Origin of the sequence: Ruegeria marina (assembly GCF_900101475.1) — a bacterium.
GTDB lineage: Bacteria > Pseudomonadota > Alphaproteobacteria > Rhodobacterales > Rhodobacteraceae > Ruegeria_B > Ruegeria_B marina.
Genome location: NZ_FMZV01000012.1, coordinates 115,326 through 137,217 on the forward strand (window position 1 = coordinate 115,326; position 21,892 = coordinate 137,217).

At 64.7% G+C, this 21,892-nt stretch carries 22 protein-coding genes and 1 pseudogene; 5 read left to right on the top strand and 18 right to left on the bottom strand.

Going from position 1 to position 21,892, the window contains the following annotated elements; all coding sequences use genetic code 11:
• The first annotated feature begins 16 nt into the window (after positions 1 to 16).
• On the top strand, positions 17 to 1,522 hold the full coding sequence (locus BLT75_RS16300) for a caspase family protein (RefSeq protein ID WP_093034062.1): 1,506 nt from the start codon (positions 17 to 19) through the stop codon (positions 1,520 to 1,522).
• Between the two features lie 123 nt (positions 1,523 to 1,645).
• Here the strand turns inward: BLT75_RS16300 and BLT75_RS16305 are convergent, their stop codons facing one another.
• The 7 genes from BLT75_RS16305 to BLT75_RS16335 form a co-directional block, all read right to left on the bottom strand.
• Positions 1,646 to 2,290 (bottom strand): SDR family NAD(P)-dependent oxidoreductase, encoded by a 645-nt coding sequence (locus BLT75_RS16305; RefSeq protein WP_093034065.1) that lies wholly within the window; start codon positions 2,288 to 2,290, stop codon positions 1,646 to 1,648.
• 41 nt (positions 2,291 to 2,331) lie between these two features.
• Positions 2,332 to 2,580, bottom strand: a complete 249-nt coding sequence (locus tag BLT75_RS16310) for a hypothetical protein (RefSeq protein ID WP_093034068.1) — start codon at positions 2,578 to 2,580, stop codon at positions 2,332 to 2,334.
• A gap of 143 nt (positions 2,581 to 2,723) precedes the next feature.
• Positions 2,724 to 4,211, bottom strand: a complete 1,488-nt coding sequence (purF, locus tag BLT75_RS16315; RefSeq protein ID WP_093034071.1) for an amidophosphoribosyltransferase — start codon at positions 4,209 to 4,211, stop codon at positions 2,724 to 2,726.
• 98 nt (positions 4,212 to 4,309) lie between these two features.
• Positions 4,310 to 4,870 carry a Hint domain-containing protein gene (locus BLT75_RS16320; protein WP_093034074.1) on the bottom strand — a complete coding sequence of 187 codons (561 nt, stop codon included), beginning with the start codon at positions 4,868 to 4,870 and terminating at the stop codon, positions 4,310 to 4,312.
• A gap of 236 nt (positions 4,871 to 5,106) precedes the next feature.
• Positions 5,107 to 5,661 (bottom strand): CvpA family protein, encoded by a 555-nt coding sequence (locus tag BLT75_RS16325; protein WP_093034077.1) that lies wholly within the window; start codon positions 5,659 to 5,661, stop codon positions 5,107 to 5,109.
• Positions 5,662 to 5,702: 41 nt separating this feature from the next.
• Positions 5,703 to 7,064: a DNA repair protein RadA gene (gene radA / locus BLT75_RS16330; protein WP_093034080.1), complete on the bottom strand. Its 1,362-nt coding sequence runs from the start codon at positions 7,062 to 7,064 to the stop codon at positions 5,703 to 5,705.
• Positions 7,065 to 7,271: 207 nt separating this feature from the next.
• The gene (locus BLT75_RS16335) at positions 7,272 to 7,715 is read right to left on the bottom strand and encodes a paraquat-inducible protein A (RefSeq protein WP_093034083.1); all 444 of its coding nucleotides are present in this window, start codon (positions 7,713 to 7,715) and stop codon (positions 7,272 to 7,274) included.
• A 108-nt stretch (positions 7,716 to 7,823) separates the two neighbouring features.
• Between BLT75_RS16335 and BLT75_RS16340 the strand changes: the two genes are divergently transcribed.
• Positions 7,824 to 8,267: an acyl-CoA thioesterase gene (locus BLT75_RS16340; RefSeq protein WP_093034086.1), complete on the top strand. Its 444-nt coding sequence runs from the start codon at positions 7,824 to 7,826 to the stop codon at positions 8,265 to 8,267.
• A gap of 38 nt (positions 8,268 to 8,305) precedes the next feature.
• Here the strand turns inward: BLT75_RS16340 and BLT75_RS16345 are convergent, their stop codons facing one another.
• The 4 genes and pseudogenes from BLT75_RS16345 to BLT75_RS16360 form a co-directional block, all read right to left on the bottom strand.
• On the bottom strand, positions 8,306 to 9,055 hold the full coding sequence (locus BLT75_RS16345) for an ABC transporter ATP-binding protein (protein ID WP_093034089.1): 750 nt from the start codon (positions 9,053 to 9,055) through the stop codon (positions 8,306 to 8,308).
• Positions 9,052 to 9,834 carry an MlaE family ABC transporter permease gene (locus BLT75_RS16350; RefSeq protein ID WP_093034092.1) on the bottom strand — a complete coding sequence of 261 codons (783 nt, stop codon included), beginning with the start codon at positions 9,832 to 9,834 and terminating at the stop codon, positions 9,052 to 9,054. The genes BLT75_RS16345 and BLT75_RS16350 overlap by 4 nt, the downstream gene beginning before the upstream one ends.
• A gap of 95 nt (positions 9,835 to 9,929) precedes the next feature.
• Positions 9,930 to 10,955: pseudogene (gene alr / locus BLT75_RS16355) on the bottom strand (alanine racemase); the annotation flags it as partial.
• A 30-nt stretch (positions 10,956 to 10,985) separates the two neighbouring features.
• The gene (locus BLT75_RS16360) at positions 10,986 to 11,939 is read right to left on the bottom strand and encodes an isopenicillin N synthase family dioxygenase (protein ID WP_093034098.1); all 954 of its coding nucleotides are present in this window, start codon (positions 11,937 to 11,939) and stop codon (positions 10,986 to 10,988) included.
• A 116-nt stretch (positions 11,940 to 12,055) separates the two neighbouring features.
• Between BLT75_RS16360 and BLT75_RS16365 the strand changes: the two genes are divergently transcribed.
• Positions 12,056 to 12,808: a sulfite exporter TauE/SafE family protein gene (locus BLT75_RS16365; RefSeq protein ID WP_093034208.1), complete on the top strand. Its 753-nt coding sequence runs from the start codon at positions 12,056 to 12,058 to the stop codon at positions 12,806 to 12,808.
• A 3-nt stretch (positions 12,809 to 12,811) separates the two neighbouring features.
• Here the strand turns inward: BLT75_RS16365 and BLT75_RS16370 are convergent, their stop codons facing one another.
• The 3 genes from BLT75_RS16370 to BLT75_RS16380 all read right to left on the bottom strand — a co-directional run bounded on the left by BLT75_RS16370 (position 12,812) and on the right by BLT75_RS16380 (position 15,721).
• Positions 12,812 to 14,302 (bottom strand): replicative DNA helicase, encoded by a 1,491-nt coding sequence (locus BLT75_RS16370; protein WP_093034101.1) that lies wholly within the window; start codon positions 14,300 to 14,302, stop codon positions 12,812 to 12,814.
• A 196-nt stretch (positions 14,303 to 14,498) separates the two neighbouring features.
• A complete protein-coding gene (locus tag BLT75_RS16375; RefSeq protein WP_093034105.1) occupies positions 14,499 to 15,179 on the bottom strand; it encodes an orotate phosphoribosyltransferase in 681 nt (226 codons plus the stop codon).
• 71 nt (positions 15,180 to 15,250) lie between these two features.
• A complete protein-coding gene (locus BLT75_RS16380; protein ID WP_143028584.1) occupies positions 15,251 to 15,721 on the bottom strand; it encodes a hypothetical protein in 471 nt (156 codons plus the stop codon).
• Positions 15,722 to 15,852: 131 nt separating this feature from the next.
• Between BLT75_RS16380 and BLT75_RS16385 the strand changes: the two genes are divergently transcribed.
• On the top strand, positions 15,853 to 17,529 hold the full coding sequence (locus tag BLT75_RS16385) for a winged helix-turn-helix domain-containing tetratricopeptide repeat protein (RefSeq protein WP_093034111.1): 1,677 nt from the start codon (positions 15,853 to 15,855) through the stop codon (positions 17,527 to 17,529).
• On the opposite strand, the gene pyrC is transcribed toward BLT75_RS16385, so the two are convergent.
• Positions 17,480 to 18,520, bottom strand: coding sequence for a dihydroorotase (gene pyrC / locus BLT75_RS16390; protein ID WP_093034113.1), 1,041 nt, complete (start codon positions 18,518 to 18,520; stop codon positions 17,480 to 17,482). The genes BLT75_RS16385 and pyrC overlap by 50 nt on opposite strands.
• A 105-nt stretch (positions 18,521 to 18,625) precedes the next feature.
• Here pyrC and BLT75_RS16395 point away from each other — a divergent pair, with 105 nt between their 5' ends.
• On the top strand, positions 18,626 to 19,069 hold the full coding sequence (locus BLT75_RS16395; protein ID WP_143028585.1) for an SRPBCC family protein: 444 nt from the start codon (positions 18,626 to 18,628) through the stop codon (positions 19,067 to 19,069).
• On the opposite strand, the gene BLT75_RS16400 is transcribed toward BLT75_RS16395, so the two are convergent.
• The 3 genes from BLT75_RS16400 to BLT75_RS16410 form a co-directional block, all read right to left on the bottom strand.
• Positions 19,060 to 20,019 carry a phosphoadenosine phosphosulfate reductase gene (locus tag BLT75_RS16400; RefSeq protein WP_093034118.1) on the bottom strand — a complete coding sequence of 320 codons (960 nt, stop codon included), beginning with the start codon at positions 20,017 to 20,019 and terminating at the stop codon, positions 19,060 to 19,062. The two genes, BLT75_RS16395 and BLT75_RS16400, sit on opposite strands and share 10 nt — an antisense overlap.
• A gap of 85 nt (positions 20,020 to 20,104) precedes the next feature.
• Positions 20,105 to 21,184 (bottom strand): glycosyltransferase family 2 protein, encoded by a 1,080-nt coding sequence (locus BLT75_RS16405; protein WP_093034121.1) that lies wholly within the window; start codon positions 21,182 to 21,184, stop codon positions 20,105 to 20,107.
• A gap of 6 nt (positions 21,185 to 21,190) precedes the next feature.
• Positions 21,191 to 21,889: an FkbM family methyltransferase gene (locus BLT75_RS16410; protein ID WP_093034124.1), complete on the bottom strand. Its 699-nt coding sequence runs from the start codon at positions 21,887 to 21,889 to the stop codon at positions 21,191 to 21,193.
• Positions 21,890 to 21,892 lie beyond the last annotated feature (3 nt).

Genomic DNA, 21,892 nt, shown 5'->3' on the forward strand with positions numbered 1-21,892 from the left:
CGGGGGATTTGATTTCATGCGCACGCTTGTCTTTGCCTTTCTGCTCAGCGTCTTGCCAACCGTTCTTTTGGCCGAGAAAGTGGCGCTGGTCATCGGCAATGCGGCCTACGAACATGTCTCGCCTCTGGCCAACCCGACCCGTGATGCCGATGCCGTGTCTGCGGCGCTTGCCCGTCAGGGGTTCGACGTTGTCATCGCCACCGACCTCACGCGCAGCGCGCTTTACAACACGCTCCGCGATTTTCGCGACAAGGCCGACCGGGCCGACGTGGCGATGGTCTATTATGCCGGGCACGGCATTGAGGTGGGGGGCCAGAATTACCTGATCCCCGTCGATGCGCGGCTTTCCGACGAACGCGACGCCGATATCGAGATGATCAAGATGGATGCGGTCCTGAACCAGTTGTCCGGTGCGAAGAAACTCAAGATGGTCGTTCTGGACGCCTGCAGGGACAATCCCTTTGTCAACAAGATGAAGCGCGAAAACAGGGGGCGCAACGTGGGCCGGGGACTGGCCCTGGTGTCCAGTGCCGAGGCCGCGACCCTGATCGCCTACGCCGCGGCCGCAGGTGAAGTGACGCCGGACGGGCCGGACGGCAGGAACTCGCCCTTCACCTCGGCATTTCTTGCGGCTCTGGACCGCCCGCCCTCGGACGTGCGCATCCTGCTCGGTGCGGTCCGCGACGAGTTGAGTCGTACCGTTCCCGGCGCGGTGCCTTTTGTCTATTCCTCGCTCGGAGCCGAACAGGTGATCATCAACCCGAACTCGGCACAATCGGAGCCCGAAAGGCCACAAGCCGCTGCTGCGCCGGCACCCGCCGTACAGGACGAGGCGCAAATGCTTCGCGACTATGCAAAGGCCGAGTTCTCGGGCACGGTCGAGGCTTGGGAGGGGTTTCTCGAGGCTTACGCCGGGCAGTCCTCGCATATGTTGTTCATACTTGCGCAAAGAGCCCGGAAACAGGCCGAGGGTGCGCAGATCGCCGCGCTCCCGTCTCCGTCCCAAGCCGTGCGTCAATCGCCCGAGACGCCTGCCGACGTTCCCGCCGTGACTGTGCCTTCTACAGCCGGGCCCTTGGCTGATCCCGCTCCCCCGCTGCTCAGCCGCGAGGAATTGAAACGCGACCTGCAGGTGGCCTTGAAGGATCGCGGTTGCTATCTCAGCAGTATCGACGGGATTTGGGGACGGGGATCCGCGGCGGCGTTGTCCCGGTTCAACCGCGCGGCCGGAACCGACCTGAAACTCGACACGAACTCCGATCCCGACCTGCTTGCGGCGGTTCTGGAAAGGATCGAGCGCTCGGACGGGGTTAAATGCGCCGCAGTCAGGCAGGCGCCCAAGCCTGCGCGGGCGGCCGCCGCGCCCAAACCATCGTCGAATACCCCTACCGCAAAGCCTGCGCCTGCGGCGCAGGCGCCCGAACATGCTGCCGATTCCGAACCCCCAAAATGTCGAAACAAATATGGTACGCTCTATGGTTCGGATGGCGGGGTAAATGTCGGACTGCCGCTCTGCCGCTGACCGGGGGGCGGCGCCCCCGGGTTCCGAACTCTCCAAGAAACGCGCGCTGCACCGATTGTGCGCCGGCGCTTCATCTTTTCCGACATACGCCCGCCGGAGGCGTGGCCCGCAGGGCCAACCCCTTCAGAGCATGGCCACGATTCGGGCGGCCTCCCGGGAGCAGGGCGTCAGGGCCTCCCGGTCCTCGCCCGGAAAGAACCGAGCGCGTAGCGCGGTGGGCATGGGAGCGGGTTCGAAGACACGGACCCGAGGTCCGGTCCGCTCGGTTTCGGCGGCCCAACTGCGGGCCAGCGCCATCTGCGCCGCCTTGGTGGCGCCGTAGGCACCGAAAAACTTTTGCCCCGCGCGCGGATCGTCGAAGAACACCGCCATTCCGGTCTCGCCCAGCAAGGGCGCGACAAAGGGGATCAGCAGCGATGTCGCCGTCGCGTTCACCGCGACCGATTTTGTCCAGTCCTTCTGATCCACGAAAACCGCCGGGCTCAGCGGTGCCGCGTGAATGGCAGTGTGCAGCCACAGGTCCAGCCGGCCCCAGCGGTCGTGTATGCCCCGGCAGAGCGTCGCCATCGCGGCCGGGTCGGTGATATCCATGGGCGCAAGGGTGGCGCTGCCACCCCGCGCCTTGATCCGGTCGTCCAGTTCTTCCAGCGCGCCGGTGGTTCGGGCGACGGCGACGATGTGATGGGTCGGGGCCAGCGCCTCGGCCAGCGCGGCGCCAAGGCCGCGCGAGGCGCCCGTGATCAGGGCCAGTTTGGGTTCTTGTGTCATGCGGGCGGTTTGACGGCGTGACGCCCGCCCGTCAAGAGCGTTCAGCTGCCGGGAATGGAGACGCGCTGGGTCTGGCCACCATGCCGCAGCATCAGGCCCTCGTCATCAATGGCAAGGATCTCGCCGGCGCGCAGCCTGTCGCCGGGCGCCACCTGCTCGACCTTGCCGCCCGGCAGGCGCACCAGGGCGCGCATGTCATCGGCGGGGCCGAAGATGCCCAGGACGGTCAATGCGTTCCTCTGAATGTCGGCGGCCTGTGTTGCCGCCGAACTGACCTTGCTGTTCGCCATCGATTCGCCTGCTGCTTCATTTCCGAAGACCGCCGCGTATCAGCCGACGCGGGTGGCGACCAGAGCAAGCCTGGTTATGGGCAGGATATCGCCGGCAGCGCCCCGGAAAATTCGCCGGATTTTCCAGGGGCGCGGTGCCTGGATCACTCCGCTGCCTTCAGGGCAAAGCCTTTCTCGATCATGTCGGACGGCGTGACCGGGTATTCCCCCGAGAAACAGGCGTCGCAATATTGCGGGCAAGCCTTGTCGCGCCCCTGGATTTCTCCCACGGCGCGGTACAGCCCATCGAGCGAGATGAATTTCAGGCTGTCGACGCCCAGGTGCTCGCGCATCTCGTCTTCGGTCATCGTCGCCGCCAGCAGCTTCTCGCGCTCGGGCGTATCGACACCATAGAAACAGGGCCAGGCGGTCGGCGGGCTGGCGATGCGGAAATGCACTTCCTTGGCGCCGGCATCGAGGATCATGTCCTTGATCTTGCGGCTGGTGGTGCCGCGCACCACCGAATCGTCCACCAGGATCACCCGTTTGCCGCGGATCAGGGCGCGGTTCACGTTCAGCTTCAGCCGCACGCCCATGTTGCGGATCTGTTCCGTCGGCTCGATGAAGGTGCGCCCCATGTACTGGTTGCGGATGATCCCCATCGCATAGGGAATCCCGCTTTCCAGCGAGAAGCCGATTGCTGCCGGGGTGCCGCTGTCGGGCACCGGGCAGACCAGGTCGGCCTCGACCGGGCTTTCCTTGGCCAGTTCCCGGCCGATCGCTTCGCGGGTTTCATAAACGCTGCGCCCGCCCAGGATCGAATCGGGGCGCGAGAAATAAACGTGTTCGAAGATGCAGAACTTGGACGGCTGCGGGCGGAACGGGAAATGGCTCTGCACCCCGTCCTCGGCGGTGATTACCACCATCTCGCCGGGCTTGATCTCGCGGATGAACTCGGCCCCTATGATATCCAGCGCGCAGGTTTCCGAGGCCAGCACCCAGCCGTCGCCGATCCGGCCCAGCACGAGGGGCCGCACGCCCAGCGGGTCGCGTACCCCGATCAGTTTGGTCCGGGTCATCGCCACGACCGAGAACGCGCCCTCGACACGGCGCAACGCGTCCTCCATCCGTTCGGGGATGGTGCGTTGCAACGACCGCGCCATCAGGTGGATGATGCATTCGCTGTCCGAGGAGGACTGAAAGATCGAGCCGCGCTCGATCAGTTCGCGCCTGAGCGCGTTGGCATTGGTGATATTGCCGTTATGCGCGATTGCCGCTCCGCCCATGGCAAACTCGCCGAAAAAGGGCTGCACGTCACGGATCTGCGTCTGACCCTTGGATCCGGCGGTGGAATAGCGCACATGGCCGATGCCCAGCGGGCCGGGCAGGGTTTCCATTACCGACTGCGAAGTGAAATTGTCGCGGACATAGCCAAAGCGGCGGGCCGAATTGAAACCCTGTTCCGGGTCATGCGTGACGATGCCGCCCGCCTCCTGTCCGCGATGTTGCAGGGCATGCAAGCCAAGCGCCACGAAACTGGCGGCGTCCTGCACGCCGATCACCCCGAATATTCCACATTCCTCACGCAGCTTGTCGTCGTCAAAGGGATGAGCCCTGGGAAAGGCGGGGGTGGGCTTTTGCGGGCTTTGCACGGGGGCAGCTCCGATTCCGTTTCAGGTCTGGCCTTCACATAATGCCTGAAACCCCCACTGTCACGAAAGGATCACAAATTCTTTTGCCGCAAGACCGGTCAGGCCGCGATGTCCGGGGCCAGGGTCCCGCCCGACATCAGGAGCAGCAGCGCGCGAGTCTGGCCATAATCCAGACGCTGATACCATGAGGCGCTGCCGGCACCCGGCGCCAGGATGCGGACACCGGTCTGCGCCCAGACCAGTTCCTCCTCGGCAAAGCGTAGCTGATAGGCGGGCTGGGCCGATGCGGTAGCCCGGTGTATTCCCTCAAACCCCACCAGCGCCCCGGCGGGGGCCAGCACCGTCGGCAGGCCGAACAGCTGCCGGCAACAGGGGCCGTTCAGCGCCAGGTACTGACCGTCGTACAGGGTCAGGTCGGAACAGGCGCCCAGCGTGCCACCCGGCACCCGCCAGGCCCTTGCATGCGCGTTTGCAAAGGCGATGACGGCATTCAATTGCGCGAACCCGCCGTCGACCGTGGCGACACGGTCGCCTGCACGCAGCGAATTCACCGACCGCCAGCCGTCTGGCGTTTCGACAAGCGTCTTGCCGGAGAACCCGGCGACCGGCTCCGGTATGGGTTCAAAATCGGCGAAAGCGGTGTCATGGGAAAGCAGCATCTGGGATCCTCCTGTCGCTGAGGTCTGTTCTGGACTGTCCCCATGATGGCTGCCCAATTCCGCCAAATTTTCGACACGATTGCGGCCAAATCAAAGAACCGTTTCCCCTGCGTGGACACAGCCCGCCCGGCAGGCGCATTCCATTCCATCGGTGAACGCGAGGTAAGGTTTTGTTAACCAACAAAAAAACCCGCGCAACTGATTGCGCGGGTCGATTCGGGCAAAGCCGGTGAGGCTTACTGTGTGCAGGTGCCCACCAGGTTCTCGTATTGCTGGGTGACCCAGCCCAGGGCGGCCTCGGGATTTTGCTCCTCGATCTTGCCGGTCATCTGGGCAAAGACCTGCGCCGAGCGGCTCTCGTCCACGACGGTGAAATTCTGCCCGGTCATAACGGTGTCATAGACAAAGAAGGCAATGGCCACCAGCAGCACGCCGCGCGCCACGCCAAAGATGAACCCCAGCGCCTGGTCGAGCCCACCCAGCGCCGAACGCTGCACCAGCGAGGAAAACAGGGGCGTGAAGAAGCTGACCACCACGAGCGCAAGCGCGAATACGGCGGCAAAGGCCGCGATCACCGACAGTTCGCAACTGTCGGTCAGGAATTCGCCGACCACCGGCAGTTCCCGGATAAGCGGCATCGCCTTGGGGGCAAAGAGAAACGCCAGGACCGCTGCCGCGACCCAGCCGGCGATGGCCATGGCCTCACGCACGAAACCGCGCGCATAGGCCAGCAATGCCGAAAGCACGATGATCAGGGCCACGACCCCGTCGATGATGGTGAAACCTTCCATGGCCCTCGCCTGTCCGCTCCTTGTGCCCGTGAAGGGCGATTCTATCCTGCCCCGAAGAACTCGCCAACGAATCCCACCAGATCCGAAGGCCGTTTCAGGGCGATACCCGCGACGGCGGCAGTCTTGCCGCCCGCCGGGGCGATGGCTGAGGTGAAACCAAGTTTTTGCGCTTCTTTCAACCTGTTTTCGGTCTGGCTGGCCGGGCGCAGCGCGCCCGAGAGGGAAATTTCGCCAAAAACCACCGTGTCGGCGGGCAGCGCCTGATCCTCGCGCGCGCTCAGGAGCGCGGCCGCCACCGCCAGATCGGCGGCGGGTTCCGAGATCTTCAGCCCGCCCGCGACGTTGAGATAGACGTCGAGCCCGGCAAAGGGGATGCCGCAGCGCGCCTCGAGCACGGCGAGGATCATCGCCAGCCGCCCGCCATCCCAGCCGACCACGGTGCGGCGCGGCTGGCTGTGGGGGGATGGCGCGACCAGCGCCTGCAATTCCACCAGAACGGGCCGGGTGCCCTCGATCCCGGCAAAGACCACCGAGCCGGGGCTGGGCGCGCCGCGCTCGCTGAGAAACAGGGCCGAGGGGTTGCTGACCTCGGCCAGCCCCACGCCGGTCATCTCGAAGACGCCGATCTCGTCGGCGGCGCCGAAGCGGTTCTTGACGCTGCGCAGGATGCGGAACTGATGGCCGCGCTCGCCCTCGAAATAGAGCACGGTGTCGACCATATGCTCGACCACGCGGGGGCCAGCGATCTGGCCTTCCTTGGTGACATGGCCGACCATGACCACCGAGATGCCGGTGCGCTTGGCGAAGGCGGTCAATTCATGCGCCGAGGCGCGCACCTGGGAAACGCTGCCCGGCGCGCTGTCCACATTGTCGGCCCACATGGTCTGGATCGAATCGATGATGACGAGGCCGGGTTTCTCGGCTTCGAGCGTGGTGAGGATGTCGCGCAGGTTGGTCTCGGACGCCAGTTGCACCGGCGCATCCGCCAGCCCCAGCCGCCGCGCCCGCATTCGTACCTGGGCACTGGCCTCTTCGCCCGAGACATAGAGCGTCTTCAGCCCCTTGCGGGCAAAGGCGGCGGCGGCCTGCAACAGCAGCGTTGACTTGCCGATGCCCGGATCGCCACCCACCAGGATGGCCGAGGCGGGCACCAGCCCGCCACCCAGTACCCGGTCGAGCTCCTCGATCCCCGAAAGCGCCCGAGGCGGCGGCATCTCTTCGGAGGCGAGATCGCTCAGCGCGACGGCATGGCCGCGCCTGGCGCCCAGCGACTTGCCGGCGGGACCGGTCGAGAGGCCCGCGTCCTGCGAGATGGTGTTCCATTCGCCACAGCCCTCGCAGCGGCCGGACCATTTGGTGAAGGACGCCCCGCAGGCGGAGCAGGAGAAAGAGGGTTTTGCCATATCCGCTTACTGCCCTGTCTGTCGCGCCATCTCAAGAGCGCGCGCGCTCGCGCCCCCCTTGGGCCGCCCCTTGCGGGACGCCTGCGGGTGTTGGGCCGGGCGCCGCGGCGCGGCGGATTCTTTGCGAGGCTCCGCCTCGCGCTCCGGAGTATTTCGAACCAGAAAGAAGCAGCCAACGGGCTTGCCGATCCTGGCCTTGGAGCGCGCTCAGGCCGACTGTCGCTGCTGGCGTTCGGTCAGGAGGCCAAGTGCGATGGAGGCAAGAATGCAGCCGGTGAAGAGATAGAGGCCCCAGGCGGTCTCGATCGTGGCGTAGGAGATGCCCTTGGCCAGGGTGATGTAGAGCGCGATCAGGAAGATGTCGGCCATTGCGAGCTTGCCCAGCACATGCAGGACCGGCAGGGCGCGTGGGTCGAGCAGGTTGCATTGCACCAGCGCCAGGCCGATGGTCTTGAGATAGGGGGCAAAGATGGCGAAGGCGGTGACGATCAGCGCCAGCGCCACGTCCGAGGCCCAGAGGCTTTGCAATCCGGTGATCACGCTGATTTCGCTCAGGCCAAAGATCGGCAGCAGGCCCGCGCGCATCAGCGGTGCGAACCAGGCCACGGGATAGAGCAAGAGCAGCGACAGGGTTGCGAGGCGCAGATACATCGGGGTTCTCGTTGTTGGCTCTGGTCCACCTAGGCAGCCGCCCGCAGCGCCACAAGACCCGAACCGGGTCAAACCTGTTATGCTGAACGGGGAAAAGGGGAGTGTCTCATGTCAGAGTTTGTTTCTTTCCGCTCAGTCGTCGATTCGTCGGATTGTGATTTCCTCGGTCACATGAATGTCTCGCGCTATTTCGCGGCCTGTTCGGACGCGGTGGTCGCGGCCCAGTCGGAAATGGGTCTGACCGCTGACGACATGCGCAGCGGGCGGCGCCTGTCCTTTGCGGTGGTGCATGCGGACAGTCATTTCCTCGCTGAACTGTCGGCGGGCGATGCCATCTTCATGCGCACCAGCGTGGTCGAGTTCGGTGGCAAGTCGCTGACCTTCCGCCACCGGCTGTTCCGGGCGGCGGACGGGAAGGAGGCGTTCCACACGCTCTTCAAATGCGTATTGCTCAACCTCGAGACCCGGCGGGCCGAAACGCTGCCCGAGGCGCTGCGGGCCAAGGCGCTTGCCTGGGTGGAGGAGGGTTATACCGGGATGCCGGGGGTCTAGCGGCGCCGTCCGGGTTCGACCCGCAAGTGTGCAATGTCTTACCGCACCGCCTCGATCGGCCCTTCCGCTCTGCCATGAATGAACTGATCCAGATAGGGGTCGCCGCTGTGGTCCATCTCGCTCACCGGGCCGGTCCACTGGATCACGCCGCCGTGCAGCATCGCCACGTTGTCGGCAATCGCGCGCACGCTGGTCATATCGTGGGTGATGGTCATCGCGGTGGCGCCCATCTCGGTCACGATCTCGCGGATCAGTTCGTTGATCACCCCGGCCATGATCGGGTCAAGCCCGGTGGTCGGTTCGTCGAAGAAGATGATCTCGGGCTCGGCGGCGATGGCGCGGGCAAGGCCCACGCGTTTCTGCATGCCGCCCGACAGTTCCGCCGGAAAGCGGTCGGCCACCTCCGGCTTCAGCCCGACGCGGCGCAGTTTCTCGATGGCGATGGCGCGGGCCTCGTCCACCGGGCGTTTCAGCGAGCCGCGCAGCAGGCGAAAGGCCACGTTCTGCCAGACGGGCAGCGAATCGAACAGCGCGCCGCCCTGGAACAGCATGCCGAAGCGCGCGAGGAAGGCATCGCGGTCGCTTGTGCCGGCGGCATCCTTGCCATCGACGTAGATCGTGCCGCTGTCGGGCTTGATCAGCCCCAGCACGCATTTCAGCGCCACCGACTTGCCGGTGCCCGAGCCGCCGATGATCACCATCGAGGTCCCGCGTGGGACTTCGAGGTTCATCCCCTGCAACACGCGGTTGTCGCCAAAGGCCTTGTGGACATTCTCCATCCGGATCATATCGAGAAGAACACCCCCGTCAGTACAAAGTTGGCGGCCAGGATCAGCACCGCCGCTGCCTCGACCGATCCCTTGGTGGCGCGGCCGACGCCTTGGGCGCCGCGGCCCGAGTTCATGCCGTAGTAGCAGCCCATCACCGCGGCGATCACACCGAATACCGCGCCCTTGACGAGGCTCGACACCACGTCGCGGGTTTCCAGGAAATCCACCGTGTTCTTCAGATAGGCGGCGGCGTTGAAGCCCAGGTTCTGGGTCGCCACCGTGTAGCCGCCCATGATGCCGATGATGTCGCCGATCCCTACCAGCAGCGGCACGGTGATCAGCGCCGCCAGCACCCGCGGCGCGGTGAGGTATTTCATCGGGTGGGTCGACAGCGTCACCAGCGCGTCGATCTGCTCGGTCACCTTCATAGTGGCGATTTCCGCCGCGATGGACGAGGTGACGCGCGCCGCGATCATCAGCCCCACCAGCACCGGCCCCAGTTCGCGGACCATGCCGATGGCGACGATCTGCGGCACCACGGCTTCGGCGTTGAACCGCGCGCCGCCGGCATAGATCTGCAACGCCAGCGCACCGCCGGTAAAGATCGCGGTCAGCCCCACCACCGGCAGCGACAGCCAGCCGATGTTGAGAAGCGCCACGCCGAGTTCGCGCGGATAGTAGGGCGGGCGCAGGATATGGCTGGCGGTTTGCAGGGCGAACAGGGCTACCCGCCCGAAACTGGCCATGACTGCCAGCGCCAGCCGCCCGAGACGCGCCAAAAGGCCGATGGGGTTCATTCCGCCGCGCTTTCCGGGATCAGGCCGGGCCGGACCCGCCGCAACTTGTCGCGGATCGATTCGACCGCGCGCTCGGCTGCCTCGGACCGGGACACAAAGCTCCGAAGGTACCGCTGCCCCAGCGAGGTCAGGATCTCGTAGCCGATGGTTCCGGCGGCTTCGGCCAGGTCATCGACCGTCTGCAGCCTGTTCAGCATCTGCATGGACGCGGGTTCGTGATCCAGATCGGTGATATCGACAGTGATCAGGTCCATCGACACCCGCCCGACCACCGGGCAGGCGGTCTTGCCGGCATAGAGATCGATACCGCCCGCCAGCGCCCGGTGCAGCCCGTCGGCATAGCCTGCAGCCACCGTGGCGATGCGGCTGGGTCGGGGCGCGGTCCAGGTGTTGGAATAGCCGACCGTTTCGCCCTTGGCCACCTCGCGCACCTGGATCACCGGCAGCTCCAGCGTCACCACCGCCTTGGCCTCATCGAAGGGTTCGCCGCCGTACAGCCCCACGCCAGGGCGGCAGAGGTCAAAGTGGTACTCGGGGCCAAGCAGGATGCCGCCGGTAGCAGCGAGCGAACGAGGCACTTCAATTCCGGCCGTCATCTCTTTGAAAAGACGAAGCTGTTTTTCATTCATCTCATATCCGGGCTGATCCGAACAGGCCAGATGGGACATGATCAGAACCGGATTCTGGCCCAGCGCGATGTCGCGCAGCTGCGCCCAGTCGTCAGGCTCCAGCCCCAGCCGGTTCATCCCGGTGTCCAGCTGGATGCCGAACCGGTGCCCCGGCAGCCGTTCGACATGGCGCAGCATCTGGTCGACCGAGTTGATCATCGGCGTCAGCGCATTGGCGCGCAGGATACCGGCGTCGCCCTCCATGTGGCCCGAGAACACGCCGATCATCGGACCGGGGCCGACCGCCTTGCGCACCGCCGCGCCTTCCTCGGCGACGGCGACAAAGAACTTGCGTGCGCCTGCCTGCGCGAGCTGGGCGGCAACGCGACCCGCGCCCAGCCCATAACCGTTTGCCTTGACCACGGCGGCGGTCTCGGACTTTGTGCGTGCATCCAGCGCCCGCCAGTTGTCGGCGAGCGCGTCAAGGTCGATGGTCAGATGTGCGGTGCTCATGTTCCGTTCATGCCACGGCAAGGCCAGAGGTCAAGCGGAAACGCCCTGACCGCTGGCGGGTTTATGCGCATCATAGGCCGCTTCCAGTTCGGATCGCAGGAAATCGGCGAATTTCAGCGGCGGAAAATTTGGCTCGCCGGTTCCAGGCAGCGGTTCAATCACCGTGTTCACATGCGGATCGTAGAAGAACGGGCAACTGTAGCGTTCGCGGCCCGACCGGTTGATCACCCGATGCGGCGTGGATCTGAGCCGCCCGTTCGACATCCGGTGCAGCATGTCGCCCACGTTCACCACCACACTGCCCGGCAGCCGTGGCACATCCACCCAGGTGCCGGCCGGAGTCCTGACTTGCAAACCGCCGACATCGTCCTGCACCAGCAGGGTCAGGCAGCCGAAATCGGTATGCGGGGCCGAGCCATAGAGGTCTTCGGGGCTTTCCGCAGGCTGTGGCGGATAGTGCAGCAGGCGCAGCCAGATGGTCGGGTTTTCGAATGCGCTCATCGCTTTGGTATCCGTTATATCAACGGCTTGCAGCGCGATCCTCATCAACCTGTTGCCCAGTGCGCCCATCGCTTGAGCATAGGTTTCCAGCACCTCGCGGAAGCCCTCCAACTCGGGCCAGCGATTCGGACCCGACAGGTATTCGCTGGGGTCCGCAACGGCATCCTCACGCATCATCATGAAACTGGCCGACTGGTTCGGCCTGGTCACGGTGGCGAGGGTCGAATTGACGTCGGTCGAGGTGTTGATCGGAATATAGCCGCGATGACTGCGGTCGACGGCAACGGCCATCTTTCGCTCCAGCGGCAGCGCGTGGAACCGGCGCGAGGCGTCGAAAAGCGCCTCGACCAGGTCAGGGTCGATGCCGTGGTCGGTGACATAGCCAAAGCCGGTCGTGCCATAAGCGGCGCGGAAATCGGCGGCGATTTCGGCATCGGGGCGGTCGCCCAGCCGGACAACGGGGATATCGGTGAATTCGGTCATGTCTTGCCCACATTACAGGGTTCGGGAACCGGTCGTCGAGACCCGTCGCCAAACAGCAAGGCGCCTTGCGTCAATCCCTCTTGCCAGTGTTCCCGGTTACGGTTCAGATGCGCCGGATGACCATGCCCGACCTTCTCACCGCCGGTCTGCTTCTTGTCGTGGCCCTGCTGGCCGGGGCGCTGAATGCCGTGGCGGGGGGCGCCACCTTCTTCACCTTTCCCGCCCTGATGGCAGCGGGCCTGCCGCCGATGGTCGCCAATGCCACCAATTTCGTGGCGCTGGTGCCCGGCAACCTCGCCGCGCTGCCCGCCTACCGGGCCGAGTTGCGCAGCATCGGCCGCGCACTTTGGCCGCTGCTGGCCGTTTGCGGTGCGGGCGGGGTCGCGGGCGCGCTCTTGCTCGTGGGTCTGGGCGGCGAGCTCTTCGAACGCCTGGTGCCCTGGCTGATGGCCAGCGCCACGGCGCTGTTCGCCTTTGCCCCGCGCTTGCGCCGCTGGCTCGCCGCCCGGTCGCTGGGACAGGGAGCGGTCTGGGCGATGCTGTTTCTGTTCTCGGTCTACGGCGGCTATTTCGGGGCCGGGCTGGGCCAGATCATGCTCGCCGCGCTGATCCTCGCGGGATACGAGGATTTCCACACGGCCAATGCGGCAAAGAATGCCGTGATCGGCTGGATCAGCGTGATGGCGGTGGCGATCTATGGCCTCAGCGCCGCCGTCGCCTGGCCCGAAGCGCTGGTGATGATGGCCGGCGCCACGCTGGGCGGCTATGGCGGCGGCGCGCTGGCCCGGCATATTCCGCAATCCCTGCTGCGGGGCGGGGTCATCGGGTTCGGTATCCTGTTGACGCTGTTCTACTTCCTGCGCTCCTGAGGCTCAGTACCCCTGGATTTCACCGCCCTGCTGCCAGGGTTTCACCAGGTTGCCAAACCGGGTGAACTGCGCCTCGAAGCTGAGTTCGACCGTGCCGATGGGGCCGTGACGCTGCTTGCCCACGATCACCTCGGCCTTGCCGTGCAACCGCTCCATCGCCGCCTTCCATTCTTCCATCTTGTCCAGCTCGTGATCCGACGGTTTCTCGCGTTCCTTGTAGTACTCCTCGCGGAACACGAACATCACCACGTCGGCATCCTGCTCGATCGAGCCCGATTCCCGCAGATCGCTCAACTGCGGGCGCTTGTCGTCGCGGTTCTCCACCTGGCGGGAAAGCTGCGACAGCGCGATGACGGGGATATTCAGCTCCTTGGCAATCGCCTTCATTCCCATCGAGATCTCTGCGATCTCGTTCACCCGGTTCTCGGCCATGCCGCGGCAGAGCTGGAGGTAGTCGATCACCAACAGGTCCAGCCCATGCGTCCGCTTCAGCCGCCGCGCGCGGGCGGCCAGCTGGCTGATCGGCAGCGCGGGCGTGTCGTCGATGAACAGCGGACAGGCTTCCAGCTCTTTGGCGGCATTGACGAAACGGCGGAACTCGGCCTCGGTCATGTCGCCCTGGCGGATCTTGTGGCTGGAGATCTCCGAGGCTTCGGCCAGAACCCGGCCGGCGAGCTGCTCGGCGCTCATTTCCAAGCTGAAGAACCCAACCACGCCGCCATCTACGGCCCCCTCGCTGCCGTCATGGCGCGTCCCGCGCTTGTAGGCCTTGGCCACGTTGAAGGCGATATTGGTCGCCAGCGAGGTTTTCCCCATCGACGGACGCCCGGCCAGGATGATCAGGTCCGACGGGTGCAGCCCGCCCAGCTGCTTGTCCAGATCCACCAGCCCGGTCGAGATCCCGGCCATGCCGCCGCCGCGCTGATAGGCCTGGTTGGTGACATTGACCGCCTCGGTCACCGCCTTGAGGAAACTCTTGAACCCGCTGTCGGTCTGGCCCTGTTCAGAGAGCTTGTAGAGCTTCTGTTCGGCCTCGACGATCTGCTCCTTGGGTTCGCTCGCCACATCGACCCGTGCCGCCTTGTCCGAGATGTCGCGGCCCAGACGGATCAGCTCGCGCCGGATCGCCAGGTCATAGATCATCTGCGCATAGTCGCGCACGGCGAAGGCGCTGATCGAGGCGCCCGCGAGATTGACCAGATAGGTCGCGCCACCCAGTTCCGCGAGCCCGGCATCATCGGCCATGAAGGATTTCAGCGTCACCGGCGAGGCCAGCGCATTCTTGGCGATACGCGCCGCCGCGACCTCCCAGATGCGGGCATGCACCGGGTCGTAGAAATGCTCGGACCCGATGATATTGGCCACCCGGTCGTAAAGGTCGTTATTGGTCAGGATCGCGCCCAACAGCTGTTGCTCGGCCTCGACCGAATGCGGCATGGTGTCGGGGTTTTGGATCTCGGCGGATGCCTGTCCGATCGTGCTGATTTCGTTCATTGCTGCTCTACCGTCCTTTGGGACAGAGGTCATACCGGAGCGCCGCGAGTCGGCCAAATTGTATGTTCTTGGGGATATGCTGTGCATATCTCCCCACGTCATCATATTGACGTTTTTGAAGGGGTTGGGTCAACATCTTGTTTCCGGAAGCGCCCGCATGGCTGCAGGCGTCCAGGTTGACCCTACGTCCAGCACGTCAGGCGGGCTTGTTCGCCTCCTGCCAGGCGCGCGGGTTCGACAGGAAGGCTTCGACCCCGGCCAGGGTGGCCGCGTCGAACGCGGCCTGCGCCTTGGCTTCGGCCAGAACATCCCACCAGGTGCACAGATAATGCAGGGCGACCCCGTGATCGCCCAGCGTCTTTTCCGTCTCCGGGAAGATGCCGTAATAGAAGATCACTGCCGTGTGCCCGCAACTGGCCCCGGTCTCGCGGATCGCATCGACAAAAGAGAGCTTGGAGCCGCCATCGGTGGTCAGATCCTCGACCAGAAGCACCCGCTGGCCTTCGCTCATCGCACCCTCGATGCGGGCGTTGCGGCCGTATCCCTTGGGTTTCTTGCGTACATAGGTCATCGGCAGCGCCATCCGCTCGGCCACCAGCGCGGCAAAGGGAATGCCGGCTGTCTCGCCGCCGGCGATATTGTCGAACGCCTCGAAACCTGCGTCGCGCATCACCGTGACGGTCAGGAAATCCATCAGCGTCGAGCGGATGCGCGGAAAGCTGATCAGCTTGCGGCAGTCGATATAGCTCGGCGAGGGCAGGCCCGAGGCCAGGATATAGGGTTTTTCGGTGTTGAAATTCACCGCGCCGATTTCCAGCAGCATCCGGGCGGTCAGTCGGGCGATTTCTTCGCGGGTGGGGTACGAGGAAGGGATCATGCGGGCGGGCCTTTCAGATGAATGCTCACGCCCGATTAGATCAATCCTGACAGCATTTGAAGCCCCGCATCTCAGCAACGGGCATAAATCCGGGCCCAGAAATTGCGATTGGGCAGGGGATCGGTGGTGCCGGTCTGTTTCAGGTAACGCCCGCCCAGTTGATAGGCCTCGGGTTCGCCAAGCGCGAGGCAGTCCCAATTGGCCGAAACCCCGGTCTGCCATTGCACGTGATGGACCAGTTCATGCAGCAGGATTTCGCGAAACAGCGGGTTGTCGGTGGGATGGTCGAACTCTGCCGCGCCTTCCACGTGTTCGGCGGCGATTATATAGATCGTGCCGTTGGGGCCATCGGTCTGGGCAAACAGCGCGTTGATCCGTTCATCCACCCCGTCATCGGGCATCAGATGCGCCACGTTGCCATAATATTCGCGCGTCAACTCATGTGGCGAGAGCTGGCGGACAATCGGATGCGGGATGTTCTCGATCGTGTAATTGCTGTTTTTGCCAATCCAGTCGAGTAATGCATCGATCAAGAGTTCCATTTTTGCACCCTTCAGGTCATGATAATTCATGCGACCAAAGTCGGAGTTGCGTGCTTTTTTGTCCTGAAACGGGGTCTGAAATTTTCTGAAAAGTCTTGAAACGCCGGTATTGCAGGCGAAGGGGGACTCTTATGGTTGATCCTGGAATTGGCCGATCAGCCGATGGCTTTACCACCGCACGGGATGCGATCCGTGCCCAATTGCGCCCGCATAGCGCGGCGGTGTTGGATCACCTTCTGGCCCATCACGGCACGGTCGTGTCAAAGCATGACCTGATGGATGCGGTCTGGCCGGATGTGGAGGTGACGGAAAACTCGCTTTATCAATGCATCGCCGACATTCGAAAAGCCATCGGACCCGAGTCAGGACTGACGCTGAGCAACGTGCCGGGGCGGGGCTATGTGCTTGAGCGGATCGCAGCGGGCCACGGGACTGTCATGAAATGGCCCTGGATCGCGGGCGGCGCCGTGCTTTTGGCGGGCACCGTGATGATCGGAGCTTTTTTTCCCGCCGAAGATAAGCGCAGCACCGGGCAGGATCTTGCGGTGGCAGGCTATGTCGCCGGGGATGTTCCTGCCGCGACTGCCAGAGCGGACCATGCCGCGGCGGAAGCGCCGGGCGTCAGCGTGGCGATGTTCGACAACCTCAGCCAGGACCCGCGCTGGGATACGCTGGGCCAATCATTGGCGGCTGAAATATCGGGGCAATTGGCCGCCAACAAATGGTTGCAGGTCTTCACGGATGCCCAGTCAGACGCGGCGCGGTTCCGGCTGTCCGGCACGGTGCACCCCCGCGAGGGCGAGGTGCATATTGGCGCGCGGCTCACCGAACGCGACAGCGGGCGGCTGGTCTGGTCCAGAAGCTGGACAGGGGCGGAGGCGGAATTCTTCGCGCTTCAGGCCGCCGTGGCCCATGAGGCTGCAGCGGAGTTGAGCGGCCACTGGTCCGGTGCTGTCGTGCGCTTCGATGCGACGCGCGCAGGGCGCCAGCCGACCCATAGCCTCGACGCCTATGAGCTCTTCCTGCGCGGCACACAGGCCAAGCACCGCTTCACACCGGACGGGTTCGAAGAGGCGCGGCACCTGCTCGGCCGCGCGGTCGAGATCGACCCGGGCTTTGTCGACGCCTGGGCGACGCTCTCCGTGGTCCACAATCTGCGCGCCCTGATACAGACCGACATCGCGGCGCTGGAAGACGTTCTGGCAGAGCGGGTCGCGGCAGTGGAAACCGCGGTCGCGCTGGCCCCGGCACATCCCATCGTCCTGATGGAGCAAGGCTGGCTGCAGGCGCGGCGCGGGGATCACACGGCGTCGCGGCAATCGGTGCAACGGGCGGCGGCCCTGGCTCCGGACAATCCGGATGTGCTGGCCTATGCGGCGCTCAATGGCAACCTGCGCGTCGATCTGGGCGAGGAAGGCATCGGCTGGGTCAGCCGCGCGCGCAGCCTCAATCCCGACCCGCCATCCTGGTACGCCATCGGCGATGGTCTTGCGCATTTTTCCGCGCGCGACTGGGAGGGCACCGTCGCGGCCTTCGAAGTTGCCCCGGATTACGTCACCCGGCACCTCTTTACCGCCGTGGCGCTGGAACAGCTGGGTCGCGAGACCGAGGCCCGCGCCGTGGTCGAGCGGATGATGACCGCGCTGCCGGGGTTCCGGGTGGACTACTTTATCTACCAGGAAGGCATGGACATGGAGGTGAACGGGCGGCTGATTCTGGAAACCGCCCGCGCGCTTGGTGTCCCGGTGGCCGGCGATGTCAGCCTTGAACGCGCCAGTGCAGCGGGACGCCCGGATCAAACACGGTGACGGTGTGGTCCCCGGCGGGCAGGGTCTTCGGAATCTCCAGCGGATCGCCCTTGGTCAGCGTGATTGTGTCGTCATTCACCGGCAGGCGATAGAACGCCGGACCGTAAAGCGAGGTAAAGCCTTCCAGCTTGTCCAGCGCGTCGGCCTCTTCAAAGACATGTGCGAGACAGGACAGCGCGATGGGCGCAGTGAAACAGCCTGCGGCGCAGCATTCGGCTTCCTTGGCGTGGGTCGGGTGCGGGGCACTGTCGGTTCCCAGGAAATAGCGTTTGTCGCCGGAGGTCGCGGCGGCGACAAGCGCGTCGCGGTGTTCGCGCCGTTTCAGGATCGGCAGGCAGTAGTAATGCGGGCGCATGCCCCCCACCAACATGTCGTTGCGGTCGAACATGAGGTGCTGAACGGTGATCGTAGCCCCCAGATCCTCGGGGGCCGTGGCCACGTAATCGACGCCGTTCTTCGTGGTGATATGCTCCATCACCACCCGCAGCCCCGGCGTGGCGCGGCGGATCGGGTCCAGCACCCGGTCGATGAACACCGCCTCACGGTCGAAAATGTCGATCTCGCGGTCGGTAACTTCGCCATGCACGCAGAGCGGACAGCCGATCTCGGCCATGCGTTCCAGCACCGGGCGAACCTTGTCGAAATTCTTCACGCCGCTGGCCGAATTGGTGGTGGCGCCGGCCGGGTAAAGCTTGACCGAGGTGATCAGCCCGCTTGCATGCGCCGCCGCCACATCCGCCGGATCGGTGTCCTCGGTCAGGTAGAGCGTCATCAGCGGGGTGAAATCCGCGCCTTCGGGCATCGCATCCATGATCCGGTCGCGATAGGCCGCCGCCTGCGCCCCGGTCACCACCGGCGGCACCAGGTTCGGCATGATGATGGCGCGGGCGAAATGGCGCGCGGTCTCGGGCAGCACGGCGGCCAGCATGGCGCCGTCGCGCAGATGCAGGTGCCAGTCGTCGGGGCGGCGGATCGTGAGGCTCTGGGTCATGCCGTCCCGCTAGCACAGGTGCGGCAATCGGGAAAGGGGGCGAGGCAATTTGCGCGGTTCTCAGGGACGTTCTTGCGCGGCAGTGTGGCCCGGCAGGGGGACGAGATGCGCCGCAGGCTGACACTGGAACACACCTATGACACAGATCCAGACCGGCTGTTCCAGCTGGTCACCGATCTCGACACGCTGGATGCCGTGATCCGGCCCTGGATGCGGCTGGATCATCTGCCCTCGGGCCAGGTGCGGCAGGGCCAGGTGATCGATGTCGATCTCTCGCTGCTGGGTCTTTTGCCGGCACAGCCCTACCGGATGGAGGTGACCCTGTTCGACGCGCAGGCCCGCCGGATGACGTCCGAAGAGATCGGCCATGGCATGCGCCGCATGGTGCACGCGCTCGAAGTCGTTCCGCAGGGCGGGCGGGCGCGTCTGATCGACCGGATCGAGATCGAGGCCGCAGGCCTCATGGCGCCGCTGATTCTGTTCTGGCTGCGGATCACGCATCAATGGCGCCATCACATCCGCAAGCGCCTGCTGAAATCTCAGACCTGACCGGGCGGCGGCGTGAACTTGCCGGCGCGCGCGTCCTCTTCCAGCTCTTCCAGCCGGCGGCGGAATCGCCGCGCGGGCATCCGCGCGATCACGTTGCGGCAGACGATCATGTTGAAGTAAGGCCGGTTCTGCCTGTCAAGAACGGCGACCAACCCCTTGAGGTAACGGGGATAGGAGCGGCGCGCGCGGTACAGTTGGAAGAAGCTGCGTGCATTCAGCTTGCCGGTGCCCGCCATGATCAGGATGCGATAGAGCAGGTTCATGTCCAGAAGGCGGGCCTGCAATTCCGCGCCCATGTAGCGCATCCGCAGACGTGTCACGTTCGACCGCTGGAACAGGGTCGCGTGCATCGCGTCGAGATTTTCTGCAGGGTCGTAGAGGACAAAGGCATGATCAGCCGCGTCCAGCATGTCCGGGGCATAGCCGTAGCGGTCGGTGAAGGACACCCGACGCATCTCGGTGAACCGGTCATCCCATTCGGTCATGCGCGCATCCAGCGTCGCCTGGGGTTGCACCGCCACCACGGTGGCGCCGGGTGCGGCCACCGAAAAGGCCGCCGCCGCATAGCCGCACGGACCGGCGCCATAGAAAACCACCCGGTTGAAATCCTCGAAGAACCCGTCGTCGATCAGGCGGTCGAAAAAACCATACACCTTGGGGTCGCGAAACCAGGTGTCGCCATCGGAAATGATGCACAGATGCGACCAGCCCTTGGACTTCACCAGCTCGAACCCAAACGGCTGGTGGGTTTCCGACAGGGCGCGGATGCCCTCGGCGGTCTCGAAGGTCACGATCAGCGTGGCATCGCGGTCGATGAAGGTCGCGAAGTGACGCGCGCCCAGGTCCTGGGCCATGCCTTCGGCCTCGGCCTGCTCCAGAAGCTTCTGCTTCCAGATTTCGCGGCGGAATCCGGCAATGGATGCATCGATGCTTGTCTGTGGGTCCTGCATAACTGATCCTCGACAATCCGGCCTCGCGACGGGCCGGTTACGGGATCGATGATTATCGGCGAATTGAGGCCAAATTGGGCAAATCTCACGCCGGTTTCGGGCCGTTTTCCGGGCTTTCCCCGGCGGCCTCCATCCGGCCCAGATTGGCAAATCCCACCAGCGTCCGGGCCGAGGCGGCATTGATCAGGCGCGACGGCGGCGTCATCAAAAGCCGCGCGAAAAGCGCCCGGTAGGGTTCCTGTTTCATCAGTTCGGTAAAGCGTTTCTGCCGCCAGGCGACGGCGCGCCTGTGCAGCCGGGCCAGTTTCGCATCTTCCATCCATCCTTGCCGGATCGGCTCCGACCGTGTCTCCATCCGGGCGATCGACGTGTCGGTATCGCTGTTGAAATTGCGCTCGACCCAGTAATCAACGTCCAGCATGTGGTCGGAATGCACCGCGCGCCCCCGGTCGGCCTTCAGGATATAGCTTTCCATCGCGCCCAGGGGGTAATGGTTCAGCTGCGCCAGCCCATAGTTGGGCCGCCCATAGCTGGAAAAGATGCGGCTTTCGCGGAACTGCGCGTCCAGTTCGCGCCCATGGCTGTCGAACCAGCGCGCCTCGTCCAGCCGCTCGGGTACCGGGTTGCGCGGCCGATGCACGCCCAGTTTCCGGTAGATGCCGTCGTTGCGGTAGAGCGTCTTGAACATCGAGGCGCGCCAGGGCCAATACAGGATTTCCGGCGCGCATCGGGTAAACTGGCGTGTCACCGGCTCATCGGCAAAGCGCGTCACATCACCATTGCCGAAGAGACGCCACGTCAGGGTGATAGCGCTGGCCTCGGGCAGGGCGGCCAGCAGGTCGGGCACCGTGCCACCGCCCGCGTGAATATTGACGAACTCGTCCACGTCCAGCGGCAGGATCCAGTCGGCCTGTTTCACCAGCTTGTGCTTGGACGCGGATTTCAGCGCGGTGAACTGGATGCCGCCCTTGTCATAGGGGCCGTCGTTGCGCAGATGCACCAGCAGGCCCATCTCGGCCAGCCGGTCCAGCATCAGGTCGGTGCCGTCCTGGCAATCGTTTGAAAATACGAGGAAATCGGTAAAGCCCACTGCCTTGTGATGGGCCAGCCATTCCAGCAGAAACGCCGCCTCGTTGCGTACGGTCAGAACGGCCAGAATACGCATGCACCCTCACCAGTCGCTGCGGAATACCGCAACCTTACCTTGGGACCAGCGCGGGAAAAAGACCAGACCGGCGCGGCTCATCGTCTCGAACACCCGCGCGATGCCCTCCTTGCCGATCCACTGCGGGTGCAGCTCGATCAGCACCGCGCGCAGGCTGCTCAGGTCCAGCTCAGGCAATAGGTCGGCCTCGGCCCCCTCGATATCGCAGATCAGTACGCTGGGCCTGATCCGTGCCAGCGCCTTGGCGGCGTCCATAACCGGCACCTGCACCTTTTCCACCGTGTTGTCATCCTCGGGCAGCACCTCCAGCGAACTGTCGAGGATCGAGGCGCGCTGATAGAAGGCCCGCCGCCCCGGTTTCTTCCCCAACAGCGCATGATGGATATGGGCGTTGGTCACGCCGTTGGCGGCATGCACCGCCTCGATATAGGGGATCAGGCGCGGATTGGCCTCGAAACAATGCACCTCGGCGGCCTTGGTCTTGGTCGCCACCAGCGTCGACATGAACCCGATGCCGGCGCCCAGCTCCATCACCACGTCGCCCTCCTGCACCAGCCGATAGGCGGCGCGCGCCTCCTTGGCCTCGTACCCGTCGGTGCGCAACAGCACCCGTACCCGTTTCGGCAGGATGTCGCCTTCAAGCGGAAACCGCATCCCGCGCGAGATGATGAACTTGCCGTCGTCGGTTCGGGTGCCGTCCGCCATGGC

Excerpts from the sequence above, each read along its gene's own strand:
- BLT75_RS16300 (WP_093034062.1), top strand. The coding sequence starts at position 17 with ATGCGCACGCTTGTCTTTGCCTTTCTGCTCAGCGTCTTGCCAACCGTT.
- BLT75_RS16305 (WP_093034065.1), bottom strand. The coding sequence starts at position 2,290 with ATGACACAAGAACCCAAACTGGCCCTGATCACGGGCGCCTCGCGCGGC.
- BLT75_RS16310 (WP_093034068.1), bottom strand. The coding sequence starts at position 2,580 with ATGGCGAACAGCAAGGTCAGTTCGGCGGCAACACAGGCCGCCGACATT.
- BLT75_RS16320 (WP_093034074.1), bottom strand. The coding sequence starts at position 4,870 with ATGCTGCTTTCCCATGACACCGCTTTCGCCGATTTTGAACCCATACCG.
- BLT75_RS16325 (WP_093034077.1), bottom strand. The coding sequence starts at position 5,661 with ATGGAAGGTTTCACCATCATCGACGGGGTCGTGGCCCTGATCATCGTG.
- radA (WP_093034080.1), bottom strand. The coding sequence starts at position 7,064 with ATGGCAAAACCCTCTTTCTCCTGCTCCGCCTGCGGGGCGTCCTTCACC.
- BLT75_RS16335 (WP_093034083.1), bottom strand. The coding sequence starts at position 7,715 with ATGTATCTGCGCCTCGCAACCCTGTCGCTGCTCTTGCTCTATCCCGTG.
- BLT75_RS16340 (WP_093034086.1), top strand. The coding sequence starts at position 7,824 with ATGTCAGAGTTTGTTTCTTTCCGCTCAGTCGTCGATTCGTCGGATTGT.
- BLT75_RS16345 (WP_093034089.1), bottom strand. The coding sequence starts at position 9,055 with ATGATCCGGATGGAGAATGTCCACAAGGCCTTTGGCGACAACCGCGTG.
- BLT75_RS16350 (WP_093034092.1), bottom strand. The coding sequence starts at position 9,834 with ATGAACCCCATCGGCCTTTTGGCGCGTCTCGGGCGGCTGGCGCTGGCA.
- BLT75_RS16360 (WP_093034098.1), bottom strand. The coding sequence starts at position 11,939 with ATGACCGAATTCACCGATATCCCCGTTGTCCGGCTGGGCGACCGCCCC.
- BLT75_RS16365 (WP_093034208.1), top strand. The coding sequence starts at position 12,056 with ATGACCATGCCCGACCTTCTCACCGCCGGTCTGCTTCTTGTCGTGGCC.
- BLT75_RS16370 (WP_093034101.1), bottom strand. The coding sequence starts at position 14,302 with ATGAACGAAATCAGCACGATCGGACAGGCATCCGCCGAGATCCAAAAC.
- BLT75_RS16375 (WP_093034105.1), bottom strand. The coding sequence starts at position 15,179 with ATGATCCCTTCCTCGTACCCCACCCGCGAAGAAATCGCCCGACTGACC.
- BLT75_RS16380 (WP_143028584.1), bottom strand. The coding sequence starts at position 15,721 with ATGGAACTCTTGATCGATGCATTACTCGACTGGATTGGCAAAAACAGC.
- BLT75_RS16385 (WP_093034111.1), top strand. The coding sequence starts at position 15,853 with ATGGTTGATCCTGGAATTGGCCGATCAGCCGATGGCTTTACCACCGCA.
- pyrC (WP_093034113.1), bottom strand. The coding sequence starts at position 18,520 with ATGACCCAGAGCCTCACGATCCGCCGCCCCGACGACTGGCACCTGCAT.
- BLT75_RS16395 (WP_143028585.1), top strand. The coding sequence starts at position 18,626 with ATGCGCCGCAGGCTGACACTGGAACACACCTATGACACAGATCCAGAC.
- BLT75_RS16400 (WP_093034118.1), bottom strand. The coding sequence starts at position 20,019 with ATGCAGGACCCACAGACAAGCATCGATGCATCCATTGCCGGATTCCGC.
- BLT75_RS16405 (WP_093034121.1), bottom strand. The coding sequence starts at position 21,184 with ATGCGTATTCTGGCCGTTCTGACCGTACGCAACGAGGCGGCGTTTCTG.
- BLT75_RS16410 (WP_093034124.1), bottom strand. The coding sequence starts at position 21,889 with ATGGCGGACGGCACCCGAACCGACGACGGCAAGTTCATCATCTCGCGC.